Genomic DNA, 17,964 nt, shown 5'->3' with positions numbered 1-17,964 from the left:
TTGTAAGGTATCTAAAAATTGTACAGTTATGAAATTACATGAAGAAATGATTACAGGAGAATTAAAAAGTAAAATTGACAAAATCTGGAACGATTTCTGGACAGGTGGGATCTCAAACCCCTTAACGGTTATCGAACAATTTACCTACCTTATATTTTTACGTCAACTAGACGCAAGACAAACCAAAGCAGAAGAATCTGCCAATCTTTTAGGCATTCCGTTAGAAAACGAAATTTACGCTAAAAAATATGAGGTGTTTCGTTGGAAACATTTTAAAGAGTTAGAACCTGAAAAGATGTTTGAATTATTTACCAGACCTCAAAAAGACCTAGACAATTTAACCGCCTTCGACTTTATGAAGAGTATTGGTAAAAAAGGTGGCGTATTTGCACAGTACATGAAAGGAGCCATCTTTATGATTCAATCACCTAAATTACTTGATAAAGTAGTACAGCAAATCGATAAAATAGATTTAGACAATCGTGATGCTAAAGGTGATTTATACGAATATATGCTCTCTAAAATTGCCGAGGCGGGTACTAACGGACAATTCCGTACACCTCGCCACATTATCCGTATGATGGTAGAAATTATGCAACCTAAAAAAGAAGATATTATTTGTGATCCTTCAAGTGGTACTGCAGGTTTCTTGGTTACTGTTGGTGAATATATTTATGATAAACACCAAGATTGGTTTTTAGAAGAAGATTTCCGTAAACATTTTCACAATACCATGTTTAACGGTATTGAGTTTGACCCTACCATGTTGCGTATTGGTGCAATGAACATGCAACTGCATGGGTTAGACAACCCTAGCCTTATAGGTAAAGACGCATTAAGTGAAAGCAACGGAGATATCAACGAACAATTTTCTTTAATTCTTGCGAACCCACCTTTTAAAGGAAGTTTAGATTACGACGAAGTAGAAAGTAGCTTACTAAAAGTTACCAAAACTAAAAAAACCGAACTCCTATTTTTAGCGTTGATGTTACGTATGCTAAAAACTGGTGGTAGAGCCGCTGTAATTATACCTGATGGTGTATTATTTGGTAGCTCTAACGCTCATAAAAGCATACGTAAAGAACTGGTAGAAAACCAACAACTACAAGCAGTTATTTCTATGCCTTCTGGGGTTTTTAAACCCTATGCAGGGGTTAGTACTGCTATTTTAATCTTTACCAAAACCAACTCTGGAGGTACAGACAAAGTTTGGTTTTACGATATGAAAGCAGACGGGTTGAGTTTAGACGACAAACGTAATTTGTTAGTAGATGAAGCTACTTTTGAACAATGTTTTACTGAACCAGAAAATATCGTTAATGAAGTAAAAGGCAAATGTGACATCCCGCAAATTTTATTAGATGCTGATAAAATACTAAACTCTTCTGTCACTTTGAGCGCAGTCGAGAAGTCTTACACAGACCGCACCCAACAATCTTTTGTAGTACCCAAACAAGACATTATAAACAACGACTGGGACTTATCTATAAACCGCTACAAAGAAATTGTGTACGAAGAAATAGAATATGAAGCACCTAGTGAATTATTACAACAAATAAAAGAGTTGGATGCGCAACGCAATAAAACCATGTTGAATCTTCAAAAAATGATGGAGTAATGGAGTTAGTTGAACTTGGAGAGGTTTTAAAGTATGAACAACCTACAAAGTATATTGTCGAGAACACTAATTACAATGATGATTTTAAAACACCAGTATTAACAGCAGGACAATCTTTCTTATTAGGTTATACTAATGAAACTGAAAATATTTTTTCAAAAACTCCAGTAATTATTTTTGATGATTTTACTACAGCAAGTAAGTATGTCGATTTTTCTTTTAAAGTAAAATCATCGGCAATGAAAATTTTAAAAGCTGAAAAAGATAAAGCAGATATAAGGTTTTTATTCTATTTGTTACAGACTATAAAAATAAATAATGAACAACATAAAAGGTATTGGATTTCTAAGTTTTCAAAAATAAAAATCCTACTCCCTCCATTAGCTGAGCAAAAACGTATTGCCGCAATTTTAGACGAGGCAGACAAACTTCGTCGACTCAACCAACAGCTTATAACAAAATATGAGCAACTAAGCCAAAGCTTGTTTTTAGAAATGTTTGGAGATCCTGTTACCAATCCTAAAGGGTGGGAGAAAAATGAATTAATTAGTTTTGGTAGAATAGTTACAGGTAATACTCCATCAAGAAAAAACCAAGATAATTATTCTTCAAATTTTATTGAATGGATAAAAACAGATAATATCACATTGTCTAATATTTATATTTCAAAAGCAAAAGAATATTTATCAGAAGAAGGGTTAAAATCGGCTCGATTTGTTGAGAAAGGTTCGCTTTTGGTTGCTTGTATAGCAGGAAGTATAAAATCCATTGGAAGAGCAGCGTTAACAGACAGAAGAGTTTCTTTTAATCAGCAAATAAATGCTTTAGAACCTAATGAAAATGTAAACTCTACATTTTTATATCATCTATTTAGAAATTCTACAGAATATATACAAAGTCACTCTTCAAAAGGAATGAAAAGAATGTTAAGTAAAGGTTCTTTTAGTAAAATTAAAATGGTTAAACCTCCAATTGAACTCCAAACCCAGTTCGCCGAACGTGTTGGTTTAATCGAGGCACAAAAAAAACAAGCCCAAGAAGCCTTACAAAAAAGTGAAGATTTGTTTAATGTGCTATTACAAAAAGCGTTTAAAGGAGAGCTATAACGTTATTACGAATGAAGTAAGAGTGATGCAATCTCCAAATAAAAAACAACAATAAAAAAGAAAAAGAAATGATTACTGCCAGTGAACAATTATTAGTAACCAAAGAGATTAACAATATAGTAGTAGCCTTTGCTAAAGACAAAGTATTACGCAAATTAATTACTCAATTTGCTTTTGAAAACAATACAAACAAGCCCACCGACTTACTACAAACGGTAAGCTTTTATCATGGAGATATCCCACCTCCAGAAGAACATTTAACCATCTTAGAATTGGTATGGGATTTTCAAAAGCAATTAACTAAAGAAGAAGAAACAGCATTGCATTATTGGGTACTCAACCAAGAATACATGAACTATTTTGACAATGCCGAGGCTAAAGATTTAGCACCTGAAGATTATGATGCTTTTGACACAGAATTTGGTAGGGAACTAGCACACAGATTATACAATCCTAAAGAAACAAGATTTGAAGAGGATATTGAAAAACAATTAAAATATTTACTTATCAATTTCGCTTCAGAGTTAGACCTTTCTTCAATAGATGAATATACAGAAGAACATATCTTAGAAATTATTGATAATTATTGCTCATAAATTAATGCTAACATGATTGAAAAAGAAAAACTATCAACACTACTAAAAAACACAAGAAAAATTGTAAAACATCACAACGAAATTGCCAAATTAAAAGGAGAACGTTTTAATATCTTTTCTATCTTAAACATGGAAAGTAAAGAAAATGCAACACACTCTGCTTTTTTGGGTGAATTACTAAATCCTAAGGGTTCTCATCTTATGGGGTATACATTTTTACAACTATTTCTTGAAAAAGTACAGCATAACAAACCTTTTGATCTTACTACGGCTACTCTTACTCTAGAAAAATTCATAGGAAAACGTAATGACATTGACAAAGTTGGAGGTCGTGTCGATATCTATATTGAAGATGCTCATGGCAATACTATTTGTATAGAAAATAAGATTTATGCAAACGATCAAAATGTACAAATAGAACGTTACGTTAATCATAACTCATCTAAAAACACAGTATATTACCTAACCTTACACGGAGATGAGCCTAATGAAGCTAGTAAAGGAAACTTAAATTCTGGTGAGCATTTTTTTAATCTTAGTTATAAAACAGATATTACTAATTGGTTAAACGTTTGTGCCAAAGAAGCTATAGAGCAACCTATTTTGAGAGAAACTATTAAACAATACAATATTCTTATAAAAAAACTAACGCACACTATGAACGAAAAAGAACCACAAGAACTCAATGCTATGATTTTAGAATACTTAAACGAAGCTGAATACATAGCTGAGAATTTTCACAATGCTATTACAAATATTAAAGAAAATTTTAGACTAGCTGTTTTTAATGAACTAAAACACAAATTAGATGATAGCCATTACGACATAAAATTAGGTAGCGATGCTAAAAAAGGAGTCTTTTCTCAAATTTGGATCTTTGTAAAAGGAAGAAGTATAGAGCAACATTACGGGTTAGAAACCTTTACTGGGAGTCCTAAAGGCAATTTAAAAGGAGATTTATTTATTGGAATTTTAGATAGTAAATGGGGAAAAACAGGTTTTTTAAAAGAATACAATACTGAAGACAATGGCTTTATAAAAGTTAATACTGGATGGGTGGTTGCTCAAAAATTAACGTCTTCTGAAGGCAACATAAACCTTTCTAACAATGAGCTTTTAAAAAAATTAGGAAAACCATCAAGTCAATTTTTTGAAAAGACCGTTCAGAAAATCTGCAAACAAGTAATAGAGTTTATAACAAATACTAAAGAACTTTTATAATGAATACTAAAGAACTATTACATTATATAAATCAAGAACAAAAAAACACATTTAACTCTATTGCAAGTTTTAAAACCCATAAACTCTTAAACACCAAACAGCGTGGATTGTATTGGTTTTGGACAGATTTAGAAAACAACCAATTAAAAAATATTGATACTAGAAAAGACACCAAAGAAGTTCCTTTTTTTTCTTTAGTAAGTAATAGAGACGGTCTTAAAAATGTTTGCTCTATAAAACAAAACAACTTTACAATTGTTTACAATGGTATTGGTGGGTACCATAAACCCTTTGCTTTTGGACTAAGAGAAAGAATCAATCAAGAAATTAATTGTAATGACTTTAGAACTGGAACTTTAAACCTACAACGAAGAAGTAACCTTGACCATTGGGGTATATCTTATTTTAATTTCGATGACCCAAAACATTTAGATACCCTGGTTAATTTTACTTCAAAAAATGAAGAATGGATAGCTGAAAACTTTTACTTAGAATTTGCTAAAGAACTAGAAAGTTTATGGCGCTTAGAATTTGGTACTCCAATTTTATGTAGGTACTAATTTTTTAAAACTATAATTATATATTTATAGAAAAATATAAATTGCTTAGCATGTCTAACTTTTCTTTTTTACAAAACGAGTTTCCGCAATTATACCACGAAGCTATTAAAGCTGAAGAATATACATTTAAAGAACCAAAATTTGGTGCTTTACAATGTCGTACAGTATTAGAATTAGGGGTTAAATGGTTGTACAATAACGACACCGACTTTATACTACCATACGACACTAATTTGAGTAGCTTAATGCATCAAGATAGTTTTAGAAACTCAGTACGTCCGAGCATGTTTACGGAGCTTAACTTAGTTCGTAAAATTGGTAATAATGCGGCACATGGTAAAAAAGTTGACAATAGGCAATCGTTAGCAGCTTTAAGAGGTGTTTTTAGCTTTTGTGTATACATCAGTAAGTACTATAGTAAAGCAAACCCTACTATTTCATCTTTTGAAGAAGCTTTACTACCATTGCCTGATACAGCTACTTCTAAAATTTCTGAAAAAGATTTTGAACAAAAAATAGCTGCTGCTGAAGAAATTATTAAAAGATTTCAAACAGATCATGAAAATCAACAAGAACTTGCTGCTAAGAATGAGCTTTTACAACAGCAACTTCAGCGTTTAGAAAAAGAATTACAAGAAAGAAAAGAAGAAAGAAAAACTACAGTAAATGAGCATGTAGAAATACCTAAGCTTACACCTGAAGCCGAAACTCGTAAACTATATATAGATGTTTTACTTGAAGAAGCAGGTTGGCAAAACCTACAAGAAGGTAGAGATCTTGAATACCCTGTAACAGGGATGCCTCATAGTACTAATAAATCAGGAATTGGATATGCTGATTACGTGCTTTGGGGAGATAATGGTTTACCGCTAGCAGTTATTGAAGCAAAGAGTACTTTACAAGAAGCTAGTAAAGGAAAACATCAAGCCAAATTATATGCTGATTGTTTAGAACAAATGCATGGACAACGTCCTATTATTTTTTACACCAACGGCTACCAAACCTATTTGTGGGATGATACTTTTTATCATGTTAGAGAAGTAGATGGTTTTTACACTAAAGAAGAACTAGAGTATCTTATTTTTCAACGTAACAATCGCGAAGATCTCAGAAATTTCAAAGTAAATACAAATATAGCAGGTAGAGCATATCAACTAGAAGCTGTAAAACGTGTAGCTGAAGCATTAGTAACTACTTCTCCCGAAGGAAACTTAACAGGTAAAAATAGAGAAGCTTTGTTAGTAATGGCTACAGGGAGTGGTAAAACAAGAACTGCTTGTGCTATCGTAGATATGCTAACTAAAAACAAGTGGGCTAAAAGAGTATTATTTTTAGCAGATAGAAATGCATTGGTGACACAGGCAAAAAATGCTTTTAAAGAACATTTACCTAATTTAAGTGGTATTGATTTAACACAAGAAAAAGAAGATAATGGCACTCGACTGGTATTTTCTACCTACCCTACCATTATGAATAAAATTGATGCTTTAAAAAATGAAGATGGGCGTTTTTATGGTGTTGGACATTTCGATTTAATTATTATTGATGAAGCACACCGCTCTGTTTACCAAAAATACCAAGCTATTTTTGAATATTTTGATGCTATATTGATAGGACTAACTGCAACTCCTAAAAATGATATCGATTATAATACGTATAGCTTATTTAAGATAGAAGACGATAACCCAACCTTTGCCTATGAACTAAACGATGCTGTAAATCAAGGGTTTTTAGTTCCTCCAAAATCATATAAAGTACCTGTCAAATTTATAAGAGAAGGAATTAAGTATAGTGAGCTCTCTGAAAAAGATAAAGCTAAATTTGAAGAAAAATTCGGTATTCAATCTGATTCTGAGATTGATGTTACCATCGATAAAAGTACTATTAATAAATTCTTTTTCAATACTAAAACTGTTGATCTTGTTTTAGACCATCTAATGACCCATGGTTTAAAAGTTAAAGGAGGTAATAGCATTGGAAAAACTATAATATTTGCTAAAAACCATAGGCATGCCGTTTTTATTGAAGAACGTTTTTATAAAAACTACCCGCAATACAATAGCAACTTTTTACGTGTTATTGATAATTACGAAAGTAAAGCTCAGGACTTATTAGAAAAATTCTGTGATGATAAAGAAGATTTATATCCTCAAATTGCAGTTTCTGTAGATATGATGGATACTGGTGTAGATGCTCCTAAGGTTTTGAATCTTATCTTTTTTAAAGAAGTACGCTCGTATGCTAAATACTGGCAAATGGTAGGTAGAGGAACCCGATTAAGACCTAACATATTTGGAATAGGAAAAGACAAAGAGTTTTTTTTAATATTTGATATTTGTAAAAACATTGAGTTTTTTGAGGCAAACCCTGAAGGTTACCAAAATAAAGTTCAAAAGTCAGTTTCTTCACAAGTTTTTGAAGCCAAACTTAACTTAGTAACAGCAATAAGAAACTACCATAATGCTACTAATGAAGATGACGCTTTAGCTAAACAATATACAAATGAACTACACGCCTTAATTTCGAACCTAAACCCAGAAAGATTTGAAGTAAGAAAAGTACAAGCAACTGTAGATAAATATCAAAATAGAGAGCATTGGGACAATTTATCTGTCGGAAATATTTCTGAAATTTTAAATGATTTAGCTAGTTTAACAAACTCTACAAACACAAACGAATTAGAAATTCGTTTTGAATTATTAATGCTCCGTTTTCAATTAGCTTTATTACTACAATTAAAAACACAAGAAACATATATAACTAAAATTATTGATATAGGTAACCAACTCTACACTAAGAGAAATATTCCAACAGTAGCTAATAAAATTAACGTGATTAACAATATTATTGATATTGAATATTGGAAGACTGTTGATGTTTCAACTCTAAACTCAATAAAAGAAGAACTAATTGAGTTAATAAAGTTTTTAGACAAAGATAAAACTGAAATTGTGTATACTGATTTTGAAGACGTACTAGACAACTCTAACGTTGAAGAAGTTAACATTCTTGAAAACTACACCAAACTACAACCATATAAAGATAGAATTACCACTTTTATTAGAAAGAATAAGTCGCATTTAGTTATTGATAAACTACATAAAAATATTCCCATTACTGAAGCAGAACTAGAATTATTAGAATCTTTCCTTTTTGAAGAAACAAATAGCACTAAAGACCAGTACACAAATGAATTTGGTAATGTTTCACTAGGTAAATTCATTAGAAGTATAATCGGATTAGATACTTTTATCGTTAATACTGAATTTGCAAATTTTATTCAAGAAAACAGTTTAAACAGTGCTCAAATTACGTTCATCAATACTTTAATTAATTTCTTAACTCAAAATGGTGTTATAGATAAAAATTTATTGGTAAAACCTCCTTTTAATCAGACTCACGATAATGGTATTATTGGAGTGTTTGATAATGATGCTTCAAAAATCACAAAAGTTGTATCTATTATTGATAGAATAAATGTTAATGCTGGACTAGACCTAGCCTAAACATTAAATTATAGTTTTATATTTCTAATAAGAATTAAATACAATATTAATTCTTAAACTTAAAAAAATGAAAGGAAAAGTTATCATTATATCCAAGCATCTTGGATTTATAGAATACGACATCGATAAAAGAATCTCTTTTTTTCTTAAAGACTACCCAAACCCGAAAATAGGTGATTCGGTTAATTTTGATATTGTAGAGAATGAAGTTGTTGGTACAAACCATTCGGTATTTAGAGCAATAAATATTAAAACAACAAGCAAATCAGAAACTGTAAAGAAAACTTTTCGTTTGAATAAAGTTTTAAGAGAATTAAATATTTCTTTAGATAAAACAATTGAAATCTATAAATCATATGGTTATGAGGTTGAAGCAAGACCAACAACTAAAATAACTGAAGAGCAATATTTAGTGCTAAAGCAACATTTTGAAAATATAACACTCGTTACTCAAACAAAAAAAGTTGACCATGAAAATGGTAATAGAGGTGATACCATTGAAACTAAAATATATGATATTATATATCCGTCTCTTGTCTTGGTAAATTTCTTTGGTGGTAAAAAAGCTTTATTACCTTTAGAAAATTTATCGTGGAATATAACACGATCAGAGAAAACTATAAATTCATTAAAAAAGGGAGATGATATTAAGGTTGTAGTCATTAAAAACAGTAAGCATCAACCAGTTATAGTTAGTAGAAAACATCTTCTTTCGCGTCCAAATCAAACTAATGATTGGAATAACTTAAAAACAGGTAGTAAGGTAAAAGGTACGGTATATGAAATATTAATTAACAAAATAATAATAGAGCTAGAAATAGGCTTTTTTGGTGTATTAAACTCTAATGATAAAAAACTAAAAAAAGGAGAAAAAAAATATTTTATTGTTAACTCTAAAAACAATGATAATCAAACATTAAGTATTTCTTTATTCAAACAAAGGAAAGAAATCGATTCATTAAAAAAGGAAATCGAGAATGAAAAAAGAAATCAAAAGATATCTAATGAGGTAGAGAAAAAAATTAAAGAAGAGGCTTTAAGTTCAATAAAAAACTTCAAAGAATCTATTTATTATGACCTTTCACAAAAAGAGGAAATTGAGTTCATAGAAAAAGCTTTTGAAAATAATTCTGCCTTATTCTCTAATTCTATAAATATACCTAGGCCGCTATTCATACTATTTAAAATGAATTTACCAGCTTGGGAAAGTGATTTTAAAAACAAACTTTTACCTCATTTATCTGAAAACAATACTGATATAGATAAAGCTATAAAGTACCTCAATGAACAAAAGTATTGGATAGCTATAAATAGATATACGAAAGAGAATGTTGAGAAAATTTCATGGACATTATTTAATGAAGAAATTCAACTTTCAGGTTTTATAGACATAGAGAACTTTAACTTTATTGTTTTAAGTCTAACCATACAAAGAACAAATAAAAACAAATCAAGACTTAGAAAAAAAAGTTTAAAGAATGGTTCTTTTTTGTTTAATTCAAGTATAAAATTCTTAACCCCTTTTCAAGATCTTCCTTTAGGAGAAACAAATGAAAGCGTTTTTAATACACTAGATTATAAAACAACAGCTTTTAATATTATAAATAGGCTGAGAGAAGAATCTGGAGCCTTATTAATTGAAGAGGGAGAATCATTAAAAATTTTCGATAGCTTTCTGGAGTTCCAAGAAGATAAAATTAAAAAAGATAATTCAAAAAAGTCAATAAGAATTGATTCAAAATTTACTAGAATTAAAAGCGATTTGGGCCAATTTTCAATTGAATTAGAAGAGAATCTCGATGATTTATTAGCAAATACTGAAGAAAACAAACTTAAAGTAATCTTACGTATAGTTAAAGAATCGACAAAAAAAGGTCGTGACGAAGAAAAAGTATTCTTTAGTAAAGCTTTACTTGATAGTAAAGATGATAAAAGTCGTCTTCATTTTAGTAATTCAGATATCTCTATCAGTGAATTAAAAAATGGATTTTATTTAGAACCCGATATAAATGTAAGTCAGTTTAGAGCTCAACGTAAAGTATTACAAGATTTTTTAAATAAAAAAATTGAATTAAAACATATTGAATCGTTATTATTAAAACCAGAAAAAATCTTACCTCCTGATATTCCTAAGGTAGATTTTTTCAATAAAATGTTAAAAGAAACAGAAAAGAAGAATACTTCTAATAACCAAGTAACATCAGTAAAAAAAGCTATTGGTAATAAAAACATATTTCTTATTCAAGGACCACCAGGTACTGGTAAAACAACAGTTATTGCAGAAATTGTACAGCAACTTGTAAAAAACAATGAAAAGATTTTAGTTACAAGTCAGACACATATTGCTGTTGACAATGTTTTAGAAAAATTAGCCGAAACTAAAGAATTATCTCTCTTAAGATTAGGAAACCTAGAGCGTGTAAATCCTCCTTTACGGAATTTTCACAAGGATAGACAATTAGATATTTATTCTAATCACTATAAAGAACTTATTGAAATTAACATTAGGATAATAAATTATTATGTTGAAAACAATGGATTGCCTGAAAGAGAACAACTAATAAATTATTTAGAAGAGATTGAAAAATACGATGATAATTTAAAGCCCCAGTTAGTTCAACAAAACTTAGATTTTATAGATTCTCTAATTAATTTAACTTCAGAACAAGCTTCTTTATTACCAAACATTTTAAGTGAATGGGCACTTAATTTATCTAAAGAAGAGAATGCACTTGTTCAATCTCTATTATTTAATTCTATAGATGTTGTATTTGCTACATGTATTAGAGTCAGAACAGATCGCGATTTAGCTGATTACAATGTTAAATTTGATACTGTAATTATTGACGAAGCTGGAAAAGCTAATTTATCAGAGTCAATCGCTGCTATATCTATGGCTAAAAAAGTCATTTTAGTTGGAGATCAAATGCAATTACCTCCATATATCGATGGTAGCCTCTTAGATCCCGAAGAAAAAGATAGTTTCCCAAACTCTAAGTTTGGTAAAAGATATTTAAATGAAGAAATTCAACACGCATTAAGAACTTCTTTTTTTGAGTTTTTAGTTAATAGAATTGACAAAGAAGGATTCCCTGAAACCAATATCGAATTGCTTAACTACCAGCATAGAATGCATCCAGATATAGGACAATTCATATCAGATGCTTTTTATAATGGTAATGTAAAAATGGGAGAAAAAACTATTCTTAATAAATTAGTCTTACCTGCTCCTTTTGACAAACAAGTAGTTTTTATAGATACATCAACTGCATATAGCCCTTATGAATCTAAAGAAGGAGTTTCTGTGAAAAATGATACGGAAGCTCAATGTATTACTCAACTAGTTATTCCTAAATTATTAGAAGCAAATCTTAATACAGATCAATTTGCAGTAGTAGCACCATATAAATCGCAAGTAGCTAATATTAAAAAGCACTTAAAATCAGCAAACATCCCTAACTATAACCAAGTTGAAGTTTCTACTTTAGATTCTTTTCAAGGTATGGAATTCGATGTAATCATTTTTAGTTTTACTAGATCAGAAAAAAACACAAAAGTTGGTTTTCTAGATGACGCTAGAAGACTTAATGTTGCTTTTTCTAGAGCTAAGAAAAAATTAATCTTAATTGGTAATTCAGTTACTTTAAAAGACCCTAGATCACACTACGATCAACTGTTTCCTTATACTGATTTATTTAAAAAGTTAGTAAACTTATCTAATGAAGAAAGTGTAGGTAATTTTGTAAATGTAACAGATTACACAAATCTAAAGTCTAAATTTCAAGTAAATAAAGGAGATTATAAAGAAGGGCAACGTGTTATATGTAGTCACAAAACTACCTTTGAAAAAGACAATTACCTAGGTCATATTTTTATTTTAGAGAATGGACTAGAAGCCATGTTTAGAGATAACAATAAAGAATATATATATGAACAAGGTCTAGATTATCAGCTGTTTATTAAATTCATAAATCAAGAAAGAGAATCAATTTACTTAACGACTAAAGAGCCTGTAAAAGCAATCTTTTTGAGAGAGCAAAAGAAAGGAAATAAGATTCAGGCTACTTATAAAACTTCAATATATAACGGTCATTTTTTCCAAATTGATTTTGGATTTGACTGTTTTATGTATGATCCAAAGCAAATTAATCAATTTGAAAAAGGAGTCCAATATGATTTAATTATAGATAAGATTGACAAAACTAATAAAAGAGTTTCTGTTAATTTAGAAGATGCAAAGAACCATAGAACTCCTTTCAAAAGAAAAAAACGAATTCCAAAAGAAAAGTCTTCATTTAATAATGAGGTTGTCAAATTAAAGTTTTTTAAATCACATAGTAAGGGACAAGTTATCAATGTTAAATTCAAAAAAAGTATTGATGCAGGACACTTTTTTAAATTAGATAAAGGTTTCGATGGCTTTTATAAAGACACCTCAAAAAGTCAAAAATACTTTATTAGAGACAAAGAATATCCTATGAGAATTGTTAATATGAATGAACATAAAAAACAGGTAAGCTTAGAACCTATAAAAAAATAATATGGCTTTATTTAACTTAGATATAGAGCGATTTATTTTAGCTCAAAAAGAAAAAGGAAAATTACTTAGAGGTATTGCATGTATACAATACCCTGTTTATTGTGTTCATTCAGAAATTAAAGATGAATCTCCAGGTCCGTTAGATGAACTTGATACTGGAATAGCAAAACTTTTTAATCAAGTAACTAATAACCATTCAGTTATTGCTAATATACTATCTGTTAAAGAAAAGGGGGTTAGAGATCGTATAAAATATTTTCATGATAATAAATATTTAACACCAGATAAAAATCAATTAAGCCAACTAGGCTTTAATACATTAATAAAATTAACTGAGAAAAAAGTTATTAATAGATCCTATGATTTTTTTATAGATGGTATAACTTTCCAGCCATTACCTTCTCAACTTTATTATAAAAAATATCGTCAGGCTATGTTTGAAGAATTTGAGTGTAATTTTTACACAGATAATAAGGGTAATATTAGAACAGAAAAGCCATTCTCCCCAGATATTATACACACTCCTTTTAACCCAACTAAAGTAAATGATGCAATCATAAATGTAGAAAAAGACAAAAGAGATTCATTGTCAATACCCCAAGGCCTTATTGCTATTAATGAAATGATCTTTACTAAAATGTCATTGCCTGTTTTAATAGGCTTATTCGACAAAGGAGGAGAACCTGTCAAGGAATTAATAAACGGCTTTGATAGTTTAGGTAGTTATGATGATATTAAACAGTTTGAGGTCAATTTAGAAAAAAGAATTAAAAACCTTGAATTTAGACTAGATTCTTGGAAAGATAAAAACACAGAAGAAATTAGATATAACTTTAACTCTAATTGGAATGAAATAGATGTTAAAAATGATGAAGATAAAATTTTCTGGGTATCAAAACAAGATCTAAAGGAGGCTCTAGAAACAGAGTATGAAATTGAAAATATTCCTCTTAACAATATCATTACAGACAAAAATGAAATAGGTTTAATGATTGATAAAGAATTATTGAATAAAACTTCAAATAAAAGGGTTTTGATAAATAATTTAAAAAGAGGAAGAGACTACCTACTAAAGAATAACTATTTCAACACAGGTGTTTGGGTAACATTTTTTAACTTTAAAACAGAATGTAATTACACTATAGAGCTATTGGAGATTATTAAATTTATAGACAATGCAAAAGAAAAAGACTTAAAAATTGATCACTATGTATCTAGATTATTGACCTATCCATATTTTAGAGAAATGTTAATTTTCTTAGAAGAATTTAAGTTATTAGAAAAAATAGATATTAAACTAACTATGCACCAAGTTAATCATGACAAATAATAATTCCAGTTCTCCAATTTCTTTTAGTGGTGGTTACTTTATAAATAACAACGAACAAATTAAGACTGAATTTCAACAATCAGTTAATATGCTTCTCACGCTGCCTTATATCCAATCTATAAAAAAGGAAATTATCAATTTAATACAATCGGCAAAAACCAGTATTAAATTGTGTTCATTTATTCTTACTGATATAGAAATTTACGAAATACTTTTAAAAAAAGTAAAAGAACACAAAACTGCTGTTTTTGTGTTGACTCAACTAGATAATTCCAAATTATTAACATCATTTCTCTCAGCAGAAGAACAAACAGAAAATTTTTACCAAGCACATATAGATATAGTTAGCAAATTATATAATAATGGTGCTCATATTAGAGCAGCTAAGGCAGCTCACGCAAAATTTATTATAGTAGATAGAAGTTCCGCTATATTAATGAGTGCAAATATTACCACACCTTCTTTAAATCAAAATCCAGAATCTGGTGTTTTTATTAATGATAATGATTCTTTAAAATCTTTAGATAATTTATTTGATATCATATTTCAATATGGTACCGAATACACAAGTTTTAAATCTGCATCTAATAGTAAGCAATTTGTTGTATCTCGTAATACAAAATTGAAAAACGACTGGTTAACTCCATTAGATTCAAATAACTTAAAATTTACCTGGAAAGAGACTAACCATAGCTTATTTAAAGAACTTATTAAATCAATAAAAACTGCTAAAGATGAAATTGTTATTTCATCCTACAGTGTTGTTGGTTTAGAACATATTCCTGAATTAACAGAAACCATAAAGGAGTTTATTGACAAAGGCGGCAAAATAAAGCTATTTTGTAGAGGTATGAATTATAGATCCGATCATCTAAAAAACTGCTTAATCCTTGCCAATTTTGGAGTTGAAATATATGGTGATTATTTTAACCACTCTAAAGGGATTGTAACAAATAATAATGCCTTCATCTTTACGGCTAATATAGACGGTAATCACGGACTAATCAATGGTTTTGAAGTTGGTTACAAATTAGATAGAAATCAAACAATCGAGTTTAAAAACTTTATACAATGGCAAATAAAAAGCGCTCCGTATAAATTTATTATCAACCCTACTAAAGAGGAATATTACAACACATATGATGATTATTGTAGAATAAAAGAAATTAATCCCCCAACAACATACCTTGACATTAATATAGAGTCACATCTTACAGACAAGTATTTAAATTCTAACTTAGAAAAATATCCAATCTATCTAGTATATAACTCAAATAAAGAGGTTGTGGCTACAAATATTAACGGGAAATATTTCTTATCAGAAATGACAGGTAATACCTTAAAAATAAAGGAAAAGGCGGGCAGACCTAATTTTAAAGAATCATATTTGTTAAAATATAACTCAATAAGCATCACCCAAAAGAAATTAAACGTAAATGGATAATCAATTAAAATATTTAGAAGAATGGAAAGAGCTTGCCAGTCATGGTAATTTTAAATTAGCTGAAAACCTATATTACGACAAGCTTTTCCACGAGGTTATAGATAAATTTTCAGATCAATTCAGCACCTTGTTTCCAGAAGAGAACAAAGTGTTAATTTCTATGTTAGGGTTTTCTCCAGAGCCTTTAATTTTAACCGCAAAAGCTGTAAATCCAGATCATCATTTTATCGTAACGACAGAAGTACGAGATGATATCATCAATAGAATAGAAGAATATATAGGAAGTGATTTTGAGCTTGTGATACTAAAAGATTCTAAGTTTCAAACGGTATATAAAACATTAAAAGAAATATATATTAATCAAAGTGATTCTAATATAACATTAGATATTACGGGAGGTAAAAAAGCTACCGTTGCTAGTGCAGCTATATTTGGTAAAGACTATAGGGCAAAAATAACTTATGTAGACTTTAAAGATTACATAAAAGAATTAAGAAAACCATTACCGGGTACTGAGTTTATAAACATTGTGTACGATCCAAATAAAGACCAACCAGAACTAAATTATTATCAAATAGTATGATACGTCAAATAACTCTATTAGGAGGACAACCATTACCTGTTTTTTGGGGTATAAAAGAGAAATCTCCAAATGTTGTTCATATCTTATATACAAAAGAAACAAGAGAAGCTATATCTCCTATCCAGAAACAATTTAATGGTATCAAATTTAACCCACACCAAATAGATCCGTATGATTTTAAAGGAATTAAAGAACTAGTAGAAAATATTGTTTTTGAGAATGAAAAAGATAATTTCCAACTAAACTTAACTAGTGGCACCAAAGTAATGGCACTTGCATGCCAAAGTGTTTTTAAATCTTTAGAGCTTGATGTATTTTATATTGATCAAAAAAACAGAATTTTTAATTTAAATGAAGAGGAATTTACTCCATTAAATAGTACATTAAAAATTAAAACATCAATTAATCTATCTGGTCATCAAGACTTTACTTCAAATAAACTAGCTGATTATAGCAAAGAAGAAAAAGAACTAGCACATAAAGTTTTACAATTAACCACCAATAACTCAGGTATAAAAGCATTATTTAAAAATGTAAGAAATACTGATATAAAAGTAGATACATGTAAAAACTTTAATAAATATGGTGTAGTGTGGAAGAATGATAAATTAAAAATTAATTTATCAAATCATACCATAACTGCACATAGTAAGATTGCTTTTAAAATTGTATTTGGTGGTCTATGGTGGGAAATATTAATTGCAGAGGTTACTAAAAAATGGTCTAAGTGTAAAGAGCAATTAATGAGTGTTTCTATTCAAACTAAAAAAAATCAAAACCTCACAAAAAACGAAATTGACATCGTATTAAATACAGGTCAAAATATGATTCTTATAGAATGTAAGTCTGGTAATGTAACCCAAGCAGATATAAACAAAATAAGAACTGTTAAACGTTTATACGGTGGCATATCTAGTAAATCAATCTTGATATGTAGATACACTCCCAGAAAAGATATTTTAGAAAAATGCAACGATTTAGGAATCGATGTCTTTTCTTATCAAACAAATAGTAAAAAAGGAAAGTTAATCTCATTAAAGAAATTAGATGATATCAATAAAAAACTAGACCAATTAATTAATAAACTAAACATCTAACCCCCTATTCTTCCCCCTAAAACACAAAAAAGCCTTGAAAATCAAAAGATTAACAAGGCTTATTGTGATCGCGACAGGATTCGAACCTGTGACCGTCTGCTTAGAAGGCAGATGCTCTATCCAGCTGAGCTACGCGACCATTGTGTCGGGGTGGCAGGATTCGAACCTGCGACCTCCTGCTCCCAAAGCAGGCGCGATGACCGGGCTACGCTACACCCCGATTGGTGTCATCTACAACTTTTTTTGCGGAGAGACCGGGATTCGAACCCGGGCATCCCGAAGGATGACAGCTTAGCAGGCTGCTGCATTACCACTCTGCCACCTCTCCTTAATTCTTGCCGAAGCGTGAACTAAAAATTGCGA

At 29.8% G+C, this 17,964-nt stretch carries 11 protein-coding genes and 3 tRNA genes; 11 read left to right on the top strand and 3 right to left on the bottom strand.

Going from position 1 to position 17,964, the window contains the following annotated elements; translation table 11 throughout:
• Positions 1 to 28 precede the first annotated feature (28 nt).
• The 11 genes from VBY68_RS09740 (at position 29) to VBY68_RS09690 (ending at position 17,601) form a co-directional block, all read left to right on the top strand.
• Positions 29 to 1,618, top strand: a complete 1,590-nt coding sequence (locus VBY68_RS09740; RefSeq protein WP_415269602.1) for a type I restriction-modification system subunit M — start codon at positions 29 to 31, stop codon at positions 1,616 to 1,618.
• Positions 1,618 to 2,724, top strand: a complete 1,107-nt coding sequence (locus VBY68_RS09735; protein WP_415269601.1) for a restriction endonuclease subunit S — start codon at positions 1,618 to 1,620, stop codon at positions 2,722 to 2,724. Before VBY68_RS09740 ends, VBY68_RS09735 begins: the two co-directional genes overlap by 1 nt.
• 68 nt (positions 2,725 to 2,792) lie before the next feature.
• The gene (locus VBY68_RS09730; protein WP_415269600.1) at positions 2,793 to 3,320 is read left to right on the top strand and encodes a hypothetical protein; all 528 of its coding nucleotides are present in this window, start codon (positions 2,793 to 2,795) and stop codon (positions 3,318 to 3,320) included.
• Positions 3,321 to 3,332: 12 nt separating this feature from the next.
• A complete protein-coding gene (locus VBY68_RS09725; protein ID WP_415269599.1) occupies positions 3,333 to 4,541 on the top strand; it encodes a PDDEXK-like family protein in 1,209 nt (402 codons plus the stop codon).
• Positions 4,541 to 5,101 carry a hypothetical protein gene (locus VBY68_RS09720; protein ID WP_415269598.1) on the top strand — a complete coding sequence of 187 codons (561 nt, stop codon included), beginning with the start codon at positions 4,541 to 4,543 and terminating at the stop codon, positions 5,099 to 5,101. Before VBY68_RS09725 ends, VBY68_RS09720 begins: the two co-directional genes overlap by 1 nt.
• A gap of 50 nt (positions 5,102 to 5,151) precedes the next feature.
• Positions 5,152 to 8,607, top strand: coding sequence for a DEAD/DEAH box helicase family protein (locus VBY68_RS09715; RefSeq protein ID WP_415269597.1), 3,456 nt, complete (start codon positions 5,152 to 5,154; stop codon positions 8,605 to 8,607).
• Positions 8,608 to 8,674: 67 nt separating this feature from the next.
• Positions 8,675 to 13,147 (top strand): AAA domain-containing protein, encoded by a 4,473-nt coding sequence (locus tag VBY68_RS09710; RefSeq protein WP_415269596.1) that lies wholly within the window; start codon positions 8,675 to 8,677, stop codon positions 13,145 to 13,147.
• Position 13,148: 1 nt separating this feature from the next.
• Positions 13,149 to 14,477 (top strand): hypothetical protein, encoded by a 1,329-nt coding sequence (locus tag VBY68_RS09705; protein ID WP_047789762.1) that lies wholly within the window; start codon positions 13,149 to 13,151, stop codon positions 14,475 to 14,477.
• Positions 14,467 to 15,921, top strand: a complete 1,455-nt coding sequence (locus tag VBY68_RS09700; protein WP_047789763.1) for a phospholipase D-like domain-containing protein — start codon at positions 14,467 to 14,469, stop codon at positions 15,919 to 15,921. The genes VBY68_RS09705 and VBY68_RS09700 overlap by 11 nt, the downstream gene beginning before the upstream one ends.
• Positions 15,914 to 16,504, top strand: a complete 591-nt coding sequence (locus tag VBY68_RS09695) for a hypothetical protein (protein WP_047789764.1) — start codon at positions 15,914 to 15,916, stop codon at positions 16,502 to 16,504. The genes VBY68_RS09700 and VBY68_RS09695 overlap by 8 nt, the downstream gene beginning before the upstream one ends.
• A complete protein-coding gene (locus tag VBY68_RS09690; protein WP_047789765.1) occupies positions 16,501 to 17,601 on the top strand; it encodes a Card1-like endonuclease domain-containing protein in 1,101 nt (366 codons plus the stop codon). Before VBY68_RS09695 ends, VBY68_RS09690 begins: the two co-directional genes overlap by 4 nt.
• Positions 17,602 to 17,666: 65 nt before the next feature.
• On the opposite strand, the gene VBY68_RS09685 is transcribed toward VBY68_RS09690, so the two are convergent.
• The 3 genes from VBY68_RS09685 to VBY68_RS09675 form a co-directional block, all read right to left on the bottom strand.
• Positions 17,667 to 17,740, bottom strand: a tRNA-Arg gene (locus VBY68_RS09685).
• A gap of 6 nt (positions 17,741 to 17,746) precedes the next feature.
• A tRNA-Pro gene (locus tag VBY68_RS09680) sits at positions 17,747 to 17,821 on the bottom strand.
• 26 nt (positions 17,822 to 17,847) lie between these two features.
• Positions 17,848 to 17,929: transfer RNA gene (locus tag VBY68_RS09675), tRNA-Ser, on the bottom strand.
• Positions 17,930 to 17,964 lie beyond the last annotated feature (35 nt).

It is taken from the genome of Tenacibaculum ascidiaceicola, assembly GCF_047470925.1.
GTDB lineage: Bacteria > Bacteroidota > Bacteroidia > Flavobacteriales > Flavobacteriaceae > Polaribacter > Polaribacter discolor.
This window is presented reverse-complemented; position numbering and strand designations above follow the sequence as displayed.